The organism is Thalassobacillus sp. B23F22_16, from assembly GCF_043496955.1.
GTDB classification, from domain to species: domain Bacteria; phylum Bacillota; class Bacilli; order Bacillales; family Halobacillaceae; genus Thalassobacillus; species Thalassobacillus devorans_A.
The window spans coordinates 1-16,605 of record NZ_JBIEKD010000023.1 but is presented as its reverse complement, the minus strand read 5'-3'; the positions used below and the strand labels follow the sequence as shown (position 1 = coordinate 16,605).

19 protein-coding genes and 1 tRNA gene are annotated in these 16,605 nt (G+C 42.8%); 6 read left to right on the top strand and 14 right to left on the bottom strand.

Going from position 1 to position 16,605, the window contains the following annotated elements; all coding sequences use genetic code 11:
- Positions 1 to 62 precede the first annotated feature (62 nt).
- The 5 genes from tlp to acnA form a co-directional block, all read right to left on the bottom strand.
- On the bottom strand, positions 63 to 293 hold the full coding sequence (gene tlp, locus ACGTNI_RS15880) for a small acid-soluble spore protein Tlp (protein WP_394463701.1): 231 nt from the start codon (positions 291 to 293) through the stop codon (positions 63 to 65).
- Between the two features lie 13 nt (positions 294 to 306).
- Complete coding sequence (locus ACGTNI_RS15875) at positions 307 to 453, bottom strand: acid-soluble spore protein N (RefSeq protein ID WP_062446020.1); 147 nt, start codon at positions 451 to 453, stop codon at positions 307 to 309.
- Positions 454 to 566: 113 nt separating this feature from the next.
- On the bottom strand, positions 567 to 704 hold the full coding sequence (locus tag ACGTNI_RS15870; RefSeq protein ID WP_139823835.1) for an FbpB family small basic protein: 138 nt from the start codon (positions 702 to 704) through the stop codon (positions 567 to 569).
- 52 nt (positions 705 to 756) lie between these two features.
- Positions 757 to 1,353 (bottom strand): redoxin domain-containing protein, encoded by a 597-nt coding sequence (locus ACGTNI_RS15865; protein WP_394463700.1) that lies wholly within the window; start codon positions 1,351 to 1,353, stop codon positions 757 to 759.
- Positions 1,354 to 1,554: 201 nt separating this feature from the next.
- Positions 1,555 to 4,263 (bottom strand): aconitate hydratase AcnA, encoded by a 2,709-nt coding sequence (acnA, locus tag ACGTNI_RS15860; RefSeq protein ID WP_394463699.1) that lies wholly within the window; start codon positions 4,261 to 4,263, stop codon positions 1,555 to 1,557.
- Between the two features lie 197 nt (positions 4,264 to 4,460).
- On the opposite strand from acnA, the gene sspO reads away from it, so the two are divergent.
- Complete coding sequence (gene sspO / locus ACGTNI_RS15855) at positions 4,461 to 4,610, top strand: small acid-soluble spore protein SspO (protein ID WP_062446014.1); 150 nt, start codon at positions 4,461 to 4,463, stop codon at positions 4,608 to 4,610.
- A 40-nt stretch (positions 4,611 to 4,650) separates the two neighbouring features.
- Here sspO and ACGTNI_RS15850 read toward each other — a convergent pair whose 3' ends face one another.
- Positions 4,651 to 4,908: a hypothetical protein gene (locus ACGTNI_RS15850; RefSeq protein ID WP_085508498.1), complete on the bottom strand. Its 258-nt coding sequence runs from the start codon at positions 4,906 to 4,908 to the stop codon at positions 4,651 to 4,653.
- A 142-nt stretch (positions 4,909 to 5,050) separates the two neighbouring features.
- On the opposite strand from ACGTNI_RS15850, the gene ACGTNI_RS15845 reads away from it, so the two are divergent.
- Complete coding sequence (locus ACGTNI_RS15845) at positions 5,051 to 5,161, top strand: small acid-soluble spore protein P (RefSeq protein WP_062446012.1); 111 nt, start codon at positions 5,051 to 5,053, stop codon at positions 5,159 to 5,161.
- Here the strand turns inward: ACGTNI_RS15845 and selA are convergent.
- Positions 5,149 to 6,546: an L-seryl-tRNA(Sec) selenium transferase gene (gene selA, locus ACGTNI_RS15840; protein WP_394463698.1), complete on the bottom strand. Its 1,398-nt coding sequence runs from the start codon at positions 6,544 to 6,546 to the stop codon at positions 5,149 to 5,151. The two genes, ACGTNI_RS15845 and selA, sit on opposite strands and share 13 nt — an antisense overlap.
- 128 nt (positions 6,547 to 6,674) lie before the next feature.
- Between selA and selD the strand changes: the two genes are divergently transcribed.
- Positions 6,675 to 7,730, top strand: a complete 1,056-nt coding sequence (selD, locus tag ACGTNI_RS15835; RefSeq protein WP_394463697.1) for a selenide, water dikinase SelD — start codon at positions 6,675 to 6,677, stop codon at positions 7,728 to 7,730.
- 32 nt (positions 7,731 to 7,762) lie between these two features.
- Here selD and selB read toward each other — a convergent pair whose 3' ends face one another.
- Together selB and ACGTNI_RS15825 are read right to left on the bottom strand one after the other, a co-directional pair.
- On the bottom strand, positions 7,763 to 9,691 hold the full coding sequence (gene selB / locus ACGTNI_RS15830; RefSeq protein WP_394463696.1) for a selenocysteine-specific translation elongation factor: 1,929 nt from the start codon (positions 9,689 to 9,691) through the stop codon (positions 7,763 to 7,765).
- A 59-nt stretch (positions 9,692 to 9,750) separates the two neighbouring features.
- Positions 9,751 to 10,848: an ATP-binding protein gene (locus ACGTNI_RS15825; protein ID WP_394463695.1), complete on the bottom strand. Its 1,098-nt coding sequence runs from the start codon at positions 10,846 to 10,848 to the stop codon at positions 9,751 to 9,753.
- A gap of 179 nt (positions 10,849 to 11,027) precedes the next feature.
- On the opposite strand from ACGTNI_RS15825, the gene ACGTNI_RS15820 reads away from it, so the two are divergent.
- Both ACGTNI_RS15820 and ACGTNI_RS15815 read left to right on the top strand, forming a co-directional pair.
- Positions 11,028 to 11,124: transfer RNA gene (locus ACGTNI_RS15820), tRNA-Sec, on the top strand.
- A gap of 119 nt (positions 11,125 to 11,243) precedes the next feature.
- Entirely contained in the window at positions 11,244 to 11,672 is a 429-nt protein-coding gene (locus tag ACGTNI_RS15815) for a DUF2621 domain-containing protein (protein WP_394463694.1), read from the top strand.
- A gap of 112 nt (positions 11,673 to 11,784) precedes the next feature.
- Here ACGTNI_RS15815 and ACGTNI_RS15810 read toward each other — a convergent pair whose 3' ends face one another.
- Both ACGTNI_RS15810 and ACGTNI_RS15805 read right to left on the bottom strand, forming a co-directional pair.
- Positions 11,785 to 12,267 carry a CcdC family protein gene (locus tag ACGTNI_RS15810; protein WP_394463730.1) on the bottom strand — a complete coding sequence of 161 codons (483 nt, stop codon included), beginning with the start codon at positions 12,265 to 12,267 and terminating at the stop codon, positions 11,785 to 11,787.
- Positions 12,268 to 12,328: 61 nt separating this feature from the next.
- Positions 12,329 to 12,769: a Na(+)/H(+) antiporter subunit B gene (locus ACGTNI_RS15805; protein WP_394463729.1), complete on the bottom strand. Its 441-nt coding sequence runs from the start codon at positions 12,767 to 12,769 to the stop codon at positions 12,329 to 12,331.
- Positions 12,770 to 13,097: 328 nt separating this feature from the next.
- On the opposite strand from ACGTNI_RS15805, the gene ACGTNI_RS15800 reads away from it, so the two are divergent.
- On the top strand, positions 13,098 to 13,280 hold the full coding sequence (locus tag ACGTNI_RS15800) for a hypothetical protein (RefSeq protein WP_394463693.1): 183 nt from the start codon (positions 13,098 to 13,100) through the stop codon (positions 13,278 to 13,280).
- A 47-nt stretch (positions 13,281 to 13,327) separates the two neighbouring features.
- Here ACGTNI_RS15800 and ACGTNI_RS15795 read toward each other — a convergent pair whose 3' ends face one another.
- The 3 genes from ACGTNI_RS15795 to tkt all read right to left on the bottom strand — a co-directional run bounded on the left by ACGTNI_RS15795 (position 13,328) and on the right by tkt (position 16,301).
- Complete coding sequence (locus ACGTNI_RS15795; protein WP_062446004.1) at positions 13,328 to 13,555, bottom strand: YneF family protein; 228 nt, start codon at positions 13,553 to 13,555, stop codon at positions 13,328 to 13,330.
- Between the two features lie 130 nt (positions 13,556 to 13,685).
- A complete protein-coding gene (sirA, locus tag ACGTNI_RS15790; RefSeq protein WP_085508479.1) occupies positions 13,686 to 14,111 on the bottom strand; it encodes a sporulation inhibitor of replication protein SirA in 426 nt (141 codons plus the stop codon).
- Positions 14,112 to 14,297: 186 nt separating this feature from the next.
- The gene (gene tkt, locus ACGTNI_RS15785) at positions 14,298 to 16,301 is read right to left on the bottom strand and encodes a transketolase (protein WP_394463692.1); all 2,004 of its coding nucleotides are present in this window, start codon (positions 16,299 to 16,301) and stop codon (positions 14,298 to 14,300) included.
- Positions 16,302 to 16,605 lie beyond the last annotated feature (304 nt).

The window sequence follows — 16,605 nt, the reverse complement described above, 5'->3', positions numbered from 1 at the left end:
AGGACTATGTAGACGCTCACGCCCATAACAAAACGTCCTTTCGTGTGAAAGGACGTTTGGCTTTATTTTTGGTTATGACGGGCTTCGTCTTTAATTTCATCTCGCATCGCATTAATGGATTCTTCGCGGCGTTTATTCTTTTCTTCAATTGCCTGTTTCTCTTGTTCATTAGCCATTGGATACGCATCATGGGAATCTTCGATATTTTCAATTGTGTCCTGTACCATGTGCTGTAATTTTTCTACATTATCACTACGATCATCAGGATTGGGATGGCGTTGATTGTTTTCCATGGTAAAAAACCTCCTATTTCTTCCCTTTGGTTTGAATAACTTTCGGTTCTTTATCTGTCTTAACTTCCATTTTCTTACCATTGTTAACTTCGGATTCCCTCGGCTGGGTACCCAAATGACTCGGGGTAAAAGCCTGAGCATGTTTTTTTGGATTGCTCATTACTTATTCCTCCTTTAGTACCATTCAGCAATAATATTTGCAAATGAAGCTCTTTTTATGCCTGAAATAAAAAAAGCAAGCCATTCCTCAAGGGATGGTTTGCTTCTTTCCCATTAGGATGAACGTAATTTCTGATGATGACGTTCATCAATTTTCGTTTCAATTTTAGTAATCAGATCGTGATCGGAAAGTATTTGCTTCCGGTTTTCTTTAACAAGATCCTGGAAACTGGGTTTACGCCTCTTTGCCATGGGAATCTCTCCTTTTATTAGCAAGGATTCCCTCATTCAGCAAAAATATACCTTAATTCAAGCTATCTTTCATCTTTACCATGAAATCATAGGTCATGGGACCAACCTGGCGCGGTTGCTGGACAGTTCCATCAGTACCAATGAAATAGGTGGTCGGAATAGTGATCGCCTGATATTCCGAACTTACCTGGTTTCTTTTATCTAATGGTACCTGAAATGTATAGCCTTCCTCCTCTAAGTATTTTTGTACATCATCTACACTTGTTTCGGTCGTAGTTACATTAACGGCAATTATTTCTACTTCTTCGTCAAACTCTTCATGGAACTTTTGCATTTCAGGCATTTCTTCTTTACAAGGCGGACACCATGTCGCCCAGAAATTAAGGAATACTTTCTTCCCCTTCAAATCGGATAAGCGAATGGTTTCACCGTCGGTAGTTTCTAATTCGAAATCAGGTGCCTGTTCCCCTTCTTGTATTCCTTTTGGAGTATTAGGCGGCATCATCCCTGTTCCTTCCTGCGAGGTGTCACCAGAAACATCATATTCATTCGGGCCGTTCGCTTCATCCTTACCATTATCCGCAAAGCTATAGACAGCGTAACCAATCAATATCAGGAATAAAGCACTAACCACAATTCGCTTGATCATGGTGGAACACTTCCTTTTCCAAACTATGTATTGTAGAGGAATTTACTCTTCATTAACGATGATAAATATAGGCTTATCAAAAGTAAAGCTCCCTGTTTATAAGTGGAAGCGTAATTGGATCTGTACTTATGATCAGCAATCTCCTCCTAAATAAAAATCCGCATAACCGTTACCGGCTATGCGGATCGATGCTAATTTAAGTTAAGCTAGCTTGTTACGAAGTACCATTTGCAGAATGCCGCCATGACGATAGTAGTCGATTTCTACTTCACTATCGAAACGTGCAACCACTTTGAATTCTTTCTTATTGCCTTCTTCGTTTACTGCCGTTACATCGACAAGGTCATGCGGCTTGACGTTTTCACCGATTTCCACATTGAATGTTTCACGGCCAGTAAGACCAAGGGAATCAATGGTATCGCCATCCTGGAATTGCAATGGCAGCACACCCATCATTACAAGGTTGGAACGATGGATTCGTTCAAAGCTTTCCGCAATGACTGTCTTGATGCCTAGTAGGTCTGTACCTTTGGCAGCCCAGTCACGGGAGCTTCCCATACCATAATCCTTACCAGCAATGACGAGTAAGCCTGTACCATCCTGCTGATACTTCATGGCAGCTGTGTAGATCGGCATTACTTCTTCTGTCGGCCAGTAAGTAGTGAATCCACCTTCTGTGCCTGGAGCAAGCTCGTTACGGATACGGATATTGGCAAACGTACCACGCATCATCACTTCATGGTTACCACGACGGGAACCATAAGAGTTGAAGTTACGAGGAGAAACACCTTTGTCCTGCAAATATTCACCTGCTGGCATGTCTTTCGGAATCGCACCCGCTGGTGAAATGTGGTCCGTCGTTACGGAATCACCGAATTTACCGATCGCTCTCAAGTTATTCAACGGCTTGACGGTGTCAGGATCGGCAGAAAGTCCTTCGAAGAATGGCGGGTTCTGGATGTAAGTTGACTCGCTGTCCCAATCGTACAACGGCTCATCAGTTGTATCGATTTCATTCCATTTTTCGTTGGAGTTAAAGACATTTTCGTATTCCTTACGGAAGATTTCAGGAGTTACAACACTTGCAACTTCTTTTTTGACTTCTTCCTGGGATGGCCAGATATCATCAAAGAAGACGTCGTTCCCATCCTTGTCTTTCCCGAGCGGTTCGTTTCTCAGGTCGATATCCACTGTACCAGCTAATGCATAAGCGACAACCAATGGTGGAGAAGCAAGGTAGTTCGCTTTTACAAGTGGATGGATACGTCCTTCAAAGTTACGGTTGCCGGAAAGTACAGAAGATACGGTCAAGTCACTGCTTGCAATAGCTTCTTCGATTTCCGGCTTCAATGGACCGGAGTTACCGATACATGTTGTACAGCCATAACCAACCAGGTTGAAGCCAAGCTGGTTCAAAGGTTCCATCAAATTGGAATCTTCCAGGTAACGTGTAACTACTTTTGAACCTGGAGCCAGGGATGTTTTAACATAATCAGGAACTTCCAAGCCTTTTTCAACTGCTTTCTTAGCAAGCAAACCGGCACCCAGCATAACATGCGGGTTGGAAGTATTCGTACAGGATGTGATGGCTGCGATCGCCAGTGCACCTGTCTTCATTGTTGTAGTCTTACCATTATCCAGGTCGAAAGTGACTTCCTTTTCAATTTCGTCTTTATCCAAACCGAAACCTTGTGGCCCGGTAGGTGCAGTCAACGCTTTATTGAAGGATTCCTTCATTTTAGAAAGTGGAATCAAGTCCTGTGGACGCTTAGGACCGGAAAGGTTCGGTTCCAGCTCGGAAAGGTCGATTTCGACAAGCTGTGTGAACTCTGGATCAGGCAATTCTGGAGAATACCATAGATCGTTTTCTTTGCAATACTTTTCGACGAGTTCAATGTGTTCCTCGCTGCGTCCAGTAAGGCGCAGGTAGTCGAGAGACTCCTTGTCAACAGGGAAGAAACCACAAGTTGCACCGTACTCAGGAGCCATATTTGAAATGGTTGCACGGTCAGCAAGCGGCATTTCCTGCAGGCCTGGCCCGAAGAATTCGACGAATTTACCAACAACTTTCTTCTCACGAAGGACCTGGGTTACTTTTAGTGCCAGGTCAGTTGCTGTAGTACCATTAGGGAAGCTGCCATTAAGCTTGACACCCACAACTTCCGGTGCAGGGAAGTAAGATGGTTGTCCCAGCATTCCTGCTTCCGCTTCGATACCCCCAACACCCCAGCCCAGGATACCCAGACCATTGATCATTGTAGTATGTGAGTCGGTACCGACTAGTGTATCAGGATAAGTATCAGTTTCTCCATTGTCGTTCTCTACAGCATGAACTACGTTAGCTAAGTACTCTAAGTTAACCTGGTGGACGATACCAGTTGCTGGTGGAACGGCACGGTAGTTATCAAATGCTTTTTGAGCCCAGTGAAGGAACTCGTAACGTTCCGCATTACGTTCAAACTCTAATTCCATATTCACTTGTAACGCTTTTTCTGTTCCGTATGCATCTACCTGAACAGAGTGGTCAATAACAAGATCGACTGGAACTTCAGGGTTGATTTTATCCGGGCTTCCTCCCATATCAACCATCGCTTTTCTCAGTGAAGCAAGGTCGACTACAGCAGGTACACCTGTAAAGTCCTGAAGGATAACACGAGATGGTTTGAAAGGCACATCTTCCCCTTGTGCATCCTTGGTTCCCCATTTAGCCAGACTTTCCACATGCTCGTCTTTGATGACACGGCCATCATGTTGTCGAAGCAGGGATTCCAGCAGGATACGGATGGAGAAAGGCAATCGTGAAACTTTGCCCAGCCCAGCATCTTCTAATGCTTTCAGTTGGTAGTAGTTGTAAGTCTTACCGTTGAGTTCAAATTGCTTTTTTGCATTGTAAGCATTATTGCTTGCCATATTTTCCTCTTACCCCCTCAGTTGAAATTGAATAATGCAACTCAAGTTCGATTACACTATTCTTTAAATTCGATTTGTTACTTTTTTCAGAAAAAGTTCACAAATATGCATCTACCATTGTAAATGAAAACGATTTAGAAGTAAATTAAATTGGTCAATTTTTGTCACACTATGTATACAGGAGGAGGTGACGTAAAATGACAACAAGAAAAGCCAATCATGTACGCCCGGGAATGAATGCGGCAAAAGCCCAGGGCGGTGGTGCTGGGTACCAGGAGGAAACACCCCGGGAACCGTTGACTGCGGAAGAAAGAATGTTTAATAAAAAGCGTAAGAAAAATCAATAAAACCGTAAAACAGACGCCCAGGTCATGAGCGTCTGTTTTTTTATAACAATTGATTTCTGATTTTGTCCAGTTGCTGTTTGTAGGATTGCAATTGCTCTTCCTGATGTTCACTGGCAACTGTCAGTGCCTTTTCGACCTGCTGATAAGCCTGGTTCACTTCTTCTTTTAAATGTGCCAATTCTGTGCCGTAATCGGCTTCATGGATCGACATTAAGACGTCATCCGCTGTACGTTCCGCTTCGTGTACTTTATTGGATGCATGCTGGAAAGCTTCCTGTTTATTCTGATGATAACTCACAAAGACACCTCTTTTTTGTGTACTTTAAAAAGTACTTGGCGGCAAGCCAAGTTTTTCTAATCAATAGCATGCACCAGACAAATGTTTTCCATACATAACTCCATGAAAAACTCAAATCCTAAACGGGAAAGGAGCGATACTCATGACACATTCCAGAAAAGATAAACAGCCTAATCAGCCCCTGAAAGGTTCGAAAAAAGTAAAAAACCGTAATCATTCCCGACAAAAAAAGAACGCTTCTCATGACATGTAAGCATTAAGCTTATTCAACGCTTGTTTCACTTGCTCGATTTCCGGTAGTGTGATCGTCCGGAAATCGAGAAAATAACTTTCCTCAAGAAACCTTCCAATGATATAGGGAGGATTTATACGCATAAATTTTTCTATTGCTTCCTGACTCATATTCTTTGAAGTAATCTCAACCCCGAAGCTTGGCAGTTCCACCTCTGGCATGGTGCCTCCTCCGACTCTGGACGTGCATGCTTTCACTTGTAATGTCAGGCGATTAAGGCCCTTCATCTCCTCGATGAAGTTTTCAGCATTCTTTTTCATTTCATCCGATTGTTTTGTAATAGCCCGGTAGACATCGTTTCCTTGTCCAATATTATCCCGGCCATATTCCTGCAGCGTACTTTCAAGGGCAGCCAGCGTCATTTTATCCACCCTTAATACCCTGGCCAGTTGATGTTCTTTCAGAATATCGATATATTGTTTTCTTCCGGCGATGATCCCTGCTTGCGGACCACCTAACAGTTTATCCCCACTGAAGGAGACGATGTCAGCTCCCTGGGCTATTATATCGCCAACCACCGGTTCCTTCCCGATCATTTGTGCTTGATAATCGACAATGGACCCGCTTCCGAGGTCTTCATAGAAAATCAGATCTTTTTCTTTCGTAAGGGGCACTAGGTTTGCTGTCGACTGTGATTCTGTGAATCCTTCCATATAAAAATTACTCGTATGGACTTTCATAATCATGGCTGTCTCTTCATCGATGGCTTCTTCGTAATCATATAAATGTGTTTTATTCGTTGTACCTACTTCGACCAGCTGTGTATCACTTTCTTCCATTACTTTTGAAACCCGGAAGCTTCCTCCGATTTCAACCAGTTCCCCTCGGGAAACAATGACTTTTCTCCCCTTCGCTAACGCCCTTAATACTAAATAGACAGCGGCAGCATTATTATTGACTACCATCGCTGCTTCAGCACCTGTGATTTCTTTCAAACGGCGTTCCAGTATATCATGACGAGATCCACGTTTTCCTTTTTCGATATCATATTCCAGGTTAGAGTAGTTACCAGCCACTTCCCCTACACGAGCGACCGCCTGTTCACTCAACCTCGCTCTGCCGAGATTGGTATGCAGGACTGTGCCGGTACCATTAATTACTTTATGTAAAGCTGGGAGTTCCCACTGTTTCGCGTAATGGCGCGTCTTTTTTATGATGATCTCTTGAAAATCGGCCGGGTTGGGATGCTCGCTTTGAAGTATATCCTGACGCAGGGATTCCACTGCTTTCTGAATCCAGCTGGTCCATAGCCGCTTTGTCGCTTGATGCTCCCTGCGAATGGCAATAAAGTCATTCAGTTGTTGCAGTTCGTGTACAGGAGGTATTTGTCTTAACAAATCCTTCATACCTCTCCTCCTCTCTTATCCCTTATCAGTATAGCCATATTCCTGATAAAATTAAAATGACAGACAGAGTGGCAACATTTTCTCTTTCTGTTTCTTTCTATTATACTAAGTTAACAGGAGGTGGGATCATGAGCAAAGAAGAAATCATACGACTGACCGCATTGTCGACAAAAGCCGGCTGAGGATGCAAAATCGGTCCGGAAGACCTGTCGCACGTGCTGCGGCAAATCAATGCTCCTCAACCTAATGCTGATGTTCTGGTTGGCTCTGGAACTAATGATGATGCAGGTGTATATAAACTGACAAATGAAATAGCGATGATTCAATCGGTCGATTATTTCACTCCGATTGTAGACGACCCATATGATTTTGGGCAAATAGCCGCCGCTAATGCCTTAAGCGACATTTATGCTATGGGAGGCGAAATCAAAACAGGGCTCAATATCGTCGGATACCCGATTAAGAAGCTGGGGGCGGAACTTCTCGCCCAAATCCTTCAAGGGGCCCAGGATAAAATGACTGAGGCCGGTGGCGATATCATTGGCGGCCATTCGATTGATGATCAGGAACCAAAATTCGGCATGGCAGTTACAGGTATTGCCCATCCGGAGAAAATATATCAAAACTCCACGGCACAGCCAGGCGACGCCGTCGTATTGACGAAGCCTATCGGGGTCGGAATCCACACCACGGCTATCAAACGAGACCTTCTCGAAGATGCCGAAAAAGAACGGGTTACAAAAACGATGGCCGCATTAAATAAAGCAGCTTCCGAACTTTTAACGGGTTATCGTATACATGCCGTCACTGATGTAACTGGCTTTGGATTATTAGGTCATAGCTATGAGATGGCTGCCGGAAGCGGCTTCAGCATCCATCTTTCTTATCATCAGGTTCCTCAGTTGAAAAGGACCATAGAGCTGGCCGAAAAAGGTGTGATTCCTGGAGGCTCTAAAGCTAATCATGCCTGGCTTGACGGGCAGGTGCAATATCACCAGGAACTAACAGAAGTCCAACAGCTCATCTTATGTGATGCCATCACTTCTGGAGGGTTATTAATATCCATGCCAAAGGAAGATGCTGAATCGTATGTAGAAGCTTTCAATCTTATAGGGGATACGAAAGCATCCATCATAGGTGAAGTGAAAAAGTCAGAAGATAAACGCATCGTAGTTCATCCATAAAAAAGAGGCTGAGCTAAGGAAATAACTTTTTCCTAGTCAGCCTCTTTTTTATTCGATAATATTTCGGACGGTTGTTTCAGCCATTTTCTCCGATTTTCTATGCGTAAGGTCATACCTCTCTCGTCAGCATTCTCAAGCAAAGGTACAAGGTATTTACGAGAGACTTGGAACACATCCTTTGCTTCCTTCAAAGAAAAGGCTTCTTCTGTCTCATGGTAGAGTTGTTCAAAACTCTCCCGTACCGGTTTGATGTGTACCAAATGTTTCCCATCGAGTTCCCAGGCCAGATCTTGCTGCAAGTAAAATAGCTTTAATTCCTGGATCCAACTATCCGGTACATCCATCTCCTCCCCGTACGCGTGCCAGTTTTTCACCTCCAGGCCGTCCTGCCTCCATTGTTTCTCTAATGCATGAAAGCGCTCTGCCCATTCCTTTGGAAAACAGGGTGTGAAGGAAGGAAGAGCAAAGAATTGCCCGGAAGCTTCTAGTTCACCTTTCTTCAACCAGTAGTCCATCAGACGTTTTCCAATCGATTTATTTAATGGAAGCTGAGCAATCAGTTCCGCCTTATTTTTGCCAGCGCGAAGGGGGTATTGGTCGTGGTATTCTTTTAAACTGCCAGCTGTGTCACCTAATAGCCTGTCTACTTCCTCTCTCAGCATATAGCCGTTGCTGAGTGCGATTATTCGATCTTCAGCAATATTGGTTTGCAGCACATCTTGTAATTGCTTCGGATCCATTGCGGTATCTTTCCATAATCCTTGTTCATCCATCCATTTCGTTTCGTTTAACAAATGGATTAATCGTTCTTCCGGCGTCGTTTTACTCTTCTCTTTGAGCATTTCAACGGTATTAACACCAAACCGATGCTTTTCAGCACCCGCTTCAATCACCACTCCACCTCCTATCGTTTCTACAGGGGTCGGACGGCGAAGAATGAAACGGTCACTTCTTTTGGCAACAACAGGTTCGTTCAGGCGAAGCTGGCAAAATATTTCCTCGCTGCTTTCTGTCATCTCATTCCGATCGAAGAATACGATCTTACCGGAAGCCTGAGCAGTCCCAATATAAACATTTACAGGAGCACGCTGTTTTATGGGTGAAAGGAGATGATCGACCAGTGTGAGGCGTACATCAAGGGTGCGGGTAGTAATAAAAGCATCACTTTTCACCATGACGTCCCCTCGCTTAACATCTTCTTTTCCAAGGCCTGTGATATTGACTGCAGCACGCTGGCCGGCAAAAGCCTGAGTAACGGGCGTATGATGAACCTGAAGCTGACGGATTCTGGCTTGTTGATTTTGGGGCAGAAATAAAACACGATCTTCTGTACGCAGGTTCCCTTCAAAAATGGTCCCTCTAACGATGGTACCCTGTCCTTTTATCGTAAACGATTGATCCACTGGCATGCGAAAAGCGCCTGATGCGTCGCGCGTAGGCTGGACAGAAAGTTTTTCTCCGATTAACTGTTCAAGCTCATAGATACCTCTTCCGGAAAGACTATCGACGAATAATAATTCCGCACGTTCATAACTTTTCCCTTTCACGTAAGAACGGATATCCTCTTCAACTAGTTCTTCCATTTCTTCATCGATCAGATCAGCTTTGGTGACAACGAGAATCGCTTCTTCCACACCAAGGAGAGACAGAATGTCCATGTGCTCCCTTGTTTGTGGCATAATACCTTCATCGCCGGCAATGACGATGATGACCAGGTCTATGCCAGCAACACCTGCGATCATCTGCCTGATAAATTTTTCGTGCCCTGGTACATCAATAATCGATACATTCCAATCGTGATTCTGTAATTTTAAAGGAGCAAAACCGGGTTCAATGGAAATATTCCGTTCTTTTTCTTCTTTCAACCGGTCGGTATCCACTTCTGTCAATGCTTTCGTTAAAGCTGTTTTACCATGATCAATATGACCGGCCATGCCTATGGTATAAAAACGTTTATGCAAAAAAATCCCCCTTTTCCTCTGGAGAACAATAAGAAAAACACGCTTGCATGGCAAACGTGTCATTCAGCTGGTAATACAAGCCGAAAAGTTGTTCCAATCGTTTCATTCGGATGAATTTCGAAAAAACCGTTGTGCTTGTCTAAGATTTGACTGCTGATCATCAGACCCAGCCCGGTTCCGTTCTTTTTCGTCGTAAAAAAGGGCTCAGTAATTTTTTGTCTGACATCCTCAGGTATCCCCGGCCCCTCGTCAACAATGTCAATATGAACACGGTTATCCTTCCGGGATACTTTTATTTCCAGCAGTCCGCCTTCCTGCATGGCTTCAATCGCATTTTTAATGATATTGATGAACACTTGTTTGATTTGAGACCGATCACAAAATATAAAAATTCCTTCAGGGATCTCCGTACGGATCGTAATACTCTGCATTTTGGCCTGGGTATCCATTAATGTAATGACATCGCCGAGCATATCTTTCAATGACTCACTGGTCCGTTCGTCTGTCATTGGTTTGGAAACAAACAGTAATTCGGACGTTACTGACTCCATTTTCTCAATTTCTTCGAGCATAATTTTATAATACTCTTCCTCTTTTCGGATTCCCGCCTGGAGCAGCTGAAGAAATCCTTTCAGTGAAGTGAGCGGGTTTCTGATTTCATGCGCAACACTAGCTGCCAACTGTCCGGCGACTGTCATTTTTTCCGCATGCATGATCTGCTCTTCCATCATATTTTGATCTGAAATATGCTGGGAGATGGTTAAAATATAAGTTTTACCATCTGCAGGGTTGAGTTTTTTGGAGATGAGGGTCTTCATCAACATATACCGTCCGCTTTTTTCCCTTACCAGTATGTTTGTCGTATGGGGCTGATCAGGTTTTTGACCCAACAGGCTCCGGATCTTATGATGATCTTTGATATGGATATACTCCCCCGCTTTAGAATCTACGACTTCATCGACATTAAAACCGAGCCACTGGGTTACTGATTTGGAAATGAATTTAATAGTGCCTTCCAAATCAAAAATCGTCACAAGATCATTACCGTTTTGTTCAATCCACGACTGAAAACAATCGGGTAGAGAGGAAAAATCATAATATGTATAAGGAGTAAGATTTCCTTGCTGTTCAGATGAATCAAGGTCATGGTTACCCATTCTACCCGCTCCTTCCTTTCTATCTAAATATATAGTATCTTACATGGAAAAGCTACTTCAAGTTGAAGGAACCTTTTTCATCTAATCTTTATAATAAAACGACAGTAAGTGAAAATGTAAAGGTTGTCTTTTCACGTGCCAGATTTTATAATTGCTTATGTTACCTTTTGAAATTCCCTGGGGCTGGTTGCTATGCTGGTGCAGGCCACAGTCTTCAAAACTGCTTGTGAGGCGCGTGCCGTCTCAGGTGGGTTCGATTCCCACACAGTCCCGCCAATAAGTTATACTTATCATACTATAATCTGACAAACAGGTAAAACTTTTGACCTATTATGTCATGATTGAAAGAAATGAATATGGCTTTGTTTTGAATATATGATGAAATAGGTGGTTTTATGTCAGGAGGATTTGCATTATTTATCGTAGGCTGGGCAGTCATCATGATTGTATTGCTGGCTATCGGCGGATTCTTCATGTTCCGGAAATTTTTGAAACGTCTTCCTAAGGAAGATGGAAAATCGGATATGGATTGGGAAGAATACTATTTAGAAGAAACAAAACATATGTGGGGCGAACAGGAAAGACAGCTGCTGGAAGAACTGGTCGCACCAGTGCCAGAACTTTTCCGTGACATCGCCCGGCAAAAAATTGCCAGTAAAATTGGCGAAACTGCTTTGAAGAAGAACAAAAGCAGAATTACAGAAGATGTCATCGTCGAAGGTTACATCATAGCAACACCAAAAAGAGACCATAAATTTTTGATCAAGACACTGGAAGAAAAAAATATTGATCTTACGCCCTACCGGTATCTATTGCAAGAATAAAACGAAAGCCTATCCTACGCGCTTATTCGGGACAGGCTTTGTTATGCATTAGAGGAAAATCACCTACATATAAAGGAGGTTTTCACCTTGAATACGCGGCGAAAGCCTTCTCTTAATAGACTATCTCATTTTTGGTTAGTGACTTTTCAAGCTGCAGAAAGCGATACAACATGGCTAGTCTCCATGTCACAATCATGCCAAATGCTAATAGAAAGAACATTCCGCTTGTTTCCCCAAACGAAATCGTTTGACCGACCATTAATTTCAAGATGATACGAACTACTAATAAACCTATCAATATGAAGGCAAATGCCTTTGACTGCTTCAGGTAGATGTCCCCGTCTCTAATTTCGAATTTGGAAGTGATAATCAGAAATATAGAGAATAAGGCACCGACACTGATTGCTTCCACTACCTGCAGCCATCCAACCCGGAAGACCGGGAACATAAACATGAAAGCTCCCGTGCTCATAAATAACGGCGGTAAAATGATTTTCTTTACACTGGCAGGTCGCCGGGCAGCTCTCAAACGGATAAGAATCATTAAACTAGCCATGAATGCTGCCACAATGGTACTTGCAATCAACCAGAACATATCTTCATCCACTCATTTCCTTGCTTCGATCTCTTCAGCATGTCTATTGCTGAAAGGCTCCTTATGCGGTTTCATCCTTTTGATCCTGTGCAATCGTCAAGATAATGGTCATTGTAACTCCTATAACAGTCAAGTAAACACCTAAATCAAACAATAAGGCAGTCGCAAGTTCTGTTTTTCCCAGGACTGGCAGTTGGAAATACGCGAAGGTCTGACTCAAGAATGGCTGCCCGAAAATAAAGGACCCGACACCTGTTCCAACAGCAATCAACAGGCCGATGGGAATGACAACTCGAAAGTTGATCGGAATGATTTTCGCAACGGATTCCATTCCGTAGGCCATGTACATCAATATAATAGCCGCAGATGTCATCAATCCTCCGATAAAGCCGCCTCCAGGCTTATTATGACCGGCAAAAAACAGATAGACAGAGAAGCCGAACAAGATGAAGGCAATCAACGTGGTGGTTGTTCTAAGTATCAAGTCATTTGTTTTAATCATCATGTAGTAACTCCTTTATGACGTGGATAGTGTCAATTTTAATATAGAATATTTGTAAAATCCATAGTTAAGGTTTATCGCTCCGATAGTCATCATAACATAAAGCGAACTTTCCTTCCCCCTTTCTAATTCTTTCTTTTATCGTAAGTTGCATCATTGTGGTGATTTTATATTGTCAAGGTGTACTTTTGAAAATTTCATGTTAAAAAATTGAAATTTGTGTGAAAATATTCTATAGTTAAAGTAATAAGACAAAGATACGTTATTAATATCAACGGGGGTGCGCTATGGTAAGGACAGCATTTTCTCTTGTAATGAGCGTGATTTTTTGATTGTCCAGTCCATGATTGTCATGGCTGTCAAAGGTTATGAGATGATTCATTTTGACAACTATTCCCTGCTTGCCTCAGTCTTAGCAGTCAATTTCTTTTTGAGCTTTTCCATTTTGACAAATATTAAATACTGGATCAATGGCCGTTATGAAAATTCCGATTATCCAGTAGATAACTAGTAAAAAAACCTTCTTTCCTTATATGAAAGAAGGTTTTTTAATTTTGGTTATTTTGTCTGCTGATTGTTCATCGCACGCATCATCTGGTTGATTTTTTTCTGGGATGGTTTTTGTCCCATTTGCATCATCAACGTACGCAGCATTTGCTCATTGATAGGAGGGTTCTTCTTTAAATAGTTCATCATATATTTTCTTGCAATGAAAAACCCGAGGGCTACACCGCCGATCAAAGCCAGGATGGCAATGACGATGACCCATACAATACCCAAGCTCATTCTCCGTCTTCCTCCTTCATGTTGTCTCTTATACAGTATAACAGTATAGTAAAATGGGCATGAGAATACAATAGCACGTCTTTTAGAAAAACTGCTATTTTCTCATAGTTCTTTTTTCAGTTCTCCCTGCTTATAATAGCATTTCTTTCCTTTGTGGGGAAATCCATCCATACTGCCGATTGGCATACTCTGCAATAAAAAAACAGTGATCAATCATTCGCAGCTTGTGAAAAAGCAGTTGTTCAGCATCCATCAAACTATCACACTGTATAAGACACATTTCATTTGTTATCTCTATTATACCATGGGTTTCAACCCATTTTGTCATTTTTTCCTCTTCCAGAAACTCTTTTGGATCGAAACCTGCATCTTCTTTCAGTAAATGTATCAATGTACTATCTGGAAATGACTTCGTAATGAATTGAAACTGCATTCTATATAAATCTATATGAGAATTATTGTGATACTCTTGAAAAAAGCGGAACAATAACTCTGTTTTATAATAATATTCTTTTGAGATTTCCTCTTTTACTGCATAGACATAGTAAAGGTGCATCCACTAACCCCTCCTGTTTGAGGGATATTATAGCGGTTGTACCACGATAAATCTGTCAAATGCTGAAAAAGAAACCATCGAGTTTTGTCGAATGTATTATTAGTTGCATGCAAGAATAAAAAAGGCTGTCTCTAACCGGAGAGACAGCCTTTTTTTGCATGTCAACTTCTCGCTTGATTCATCCGTTTACTTGAACAGTTTTTCTGTTTCTTTCACTACGTTATCAACGGTGAAACCATATTTTTTCATCACGGTTTCCCCGGGCGCGGAAGCACCAAAGGTATCGATGCCGATCACGGTACCTTCCAGGCCTACATAGCGTTCCCATCCGAAGGAAGCAGCCATTTCAATCGCAACCCGTTTGGTGACAGCTTTTGGCAGGACACTTTCTTTATATTCATCAGACTGTGCCCGGAACCGATCGAACGAAGGCATACTTACAACACTTACATCGTAGCCTTTTTCCTTCAATTCTGTTTGTGCCTGTACAGCAAGCTGCACTTCAGAACCTGTCGCTAATAACAGCGCATCAGGTGTTTCTTTTTCAGATGGGCTTATTACATAAGCACCTTTCTTAACCCCTTCATAGGCATGATCAGCAGTACCAGGCAAGGTTGGTAGTCCCTGGCGCGTCAAGACGAGTGCTGTTGGAGTTGTTTTGGATTCCAAAGCCACTCTCCATGCTGCACTGGACTCATTCCCATCAGCCGGGCGAATCACAGAAAGGTTCGGCATAGCTCTAAGGGATGGTAACTGTTCGATTGGTTCGTGCGTTGGTCCATCTTCCCCTACAGCAATGGAATCATGGGTGAACACATAGTTCACCGGCAAGTTCATAAGTGCAGACAGACGGATTGCTGGACGCATGTAGTCGCTGAAGACGAAGAAAGTACCTGCGTATACTTTTAAGCCGCCATGCAGCGCCATACCGTTAAGCGCAGCTGCCATAGCGAATTCCCGTACCCCGAACCAGACATTACGGCCGGCATAATTGTTTTTAGAGAAGTCATCTTCCCCTTTGACAGCAGTTTTATTGGAACCGGCAAGGTCTGCACTACCGCCGAAGAAATATGGAATTGCTTCCGATAAAGCATTGATAGCCTCCCCTGATGAAGCACGGGTTGCCAATTTATCTTCTTCTGTATAAGTTGGAAGAGATTTGTCCCAACCTTCTGGAAGGTCACCATTTACTGCTTTTTCGAATTCTGCACCCAATTCAGGGTTGGCTTTTTTATACTCTTCGAGCAGATCGTTCCATTCAGATTGTTTCTTTTCCCCATTCTTTTGGATCTTTTCCCGGAAATCCTGATAAACTTCTTCCGGTACATGGAAGGCTTCATCATGGCTCCACTTATAATGTTCTTTCGCTGCGTTAGCTTCTTCTTCCCCTAATGGAGCACCATGGGAATCCGCTTTACCAGACTTGTTTGGAGAACCATAGCCAATGACAGTCCTCACTTCGATCATTGTCGGTTGATCCGTATTAGCTTTTGCTTCTTTAATCGCTTCACTGATTGCTTTCGTATCATTACCGTCCTCGACACGGATCACTTGCCATCCGTATGCTTTATAGCGCTCTTCTACGCTTTCAGAGAAAGCACGGTTCAAGTCACCGTCAAGGGAGATGTCGTTGGAATCATATAAAACGACAAGCTTGCCAAGTCCGAGGTGGCCTGCAAGTGAAGCAGATTCCTGGGAAACTCCTTCCATCAAGTCACCATCACTGCAGATACAATACGTATAATGATCGACAACTTTATGGTCGTCCGTATTATACTTGGCGGCAAGATGCGCTTCAGCCATCGCCATTCCAGTAGACATAGAAATACCCTGCCCTAACGGCCCGGTAGTCGCTTCAACACCGTCGGTATGGCCAAATTCAGGATGTCCTGGTGTTTTGGAGTCCCATTGACGGAAATTCTTCAAATCATCGATGGTTACATTGTAACCAGAGAGATGAAGCAAGCTGTAAAGCAGCATGGAGCCGTGACCTGCGGATAAAACGAAACGGTCGCGGTTGAACCAATTGGAATTTTTAGGATTATGGTTCATATATTCAGTCCAAAGTGTATAAGCCATTGGCGCTGCCCCCATAGGCATACCAGGGTGGCCGGAGTTGGCTTTTTCTACGGCATCAATGGTCAATGTCCGTATCGTGTTGATAGATGTCTGTTCAATTGTGTTTGACATGGAATAATCCCCTTTCTCACTCTGCATTATGTACCATCTATAATCCTATAATGAAAATGGCATATAGACAAGCGTTGTCACCTGATTTTAAGATTTACTTTTGAAGTTTTCCCAGAGAAAGGAATATTAAACAGAAACAATGCTTGTTTTAGTAGGGTTTTATATAGATGTAAACCATAAAAAAGAGGCTGGGACATAACTAGTCGAAAATAGTAAAAAAGGGTTCCGATCATCGAATTTTGATGATCGGAACCCTTTTTGGTTGAATTTATCCCATGCCTGGTTGGATGGCTTCCGTTCCTGG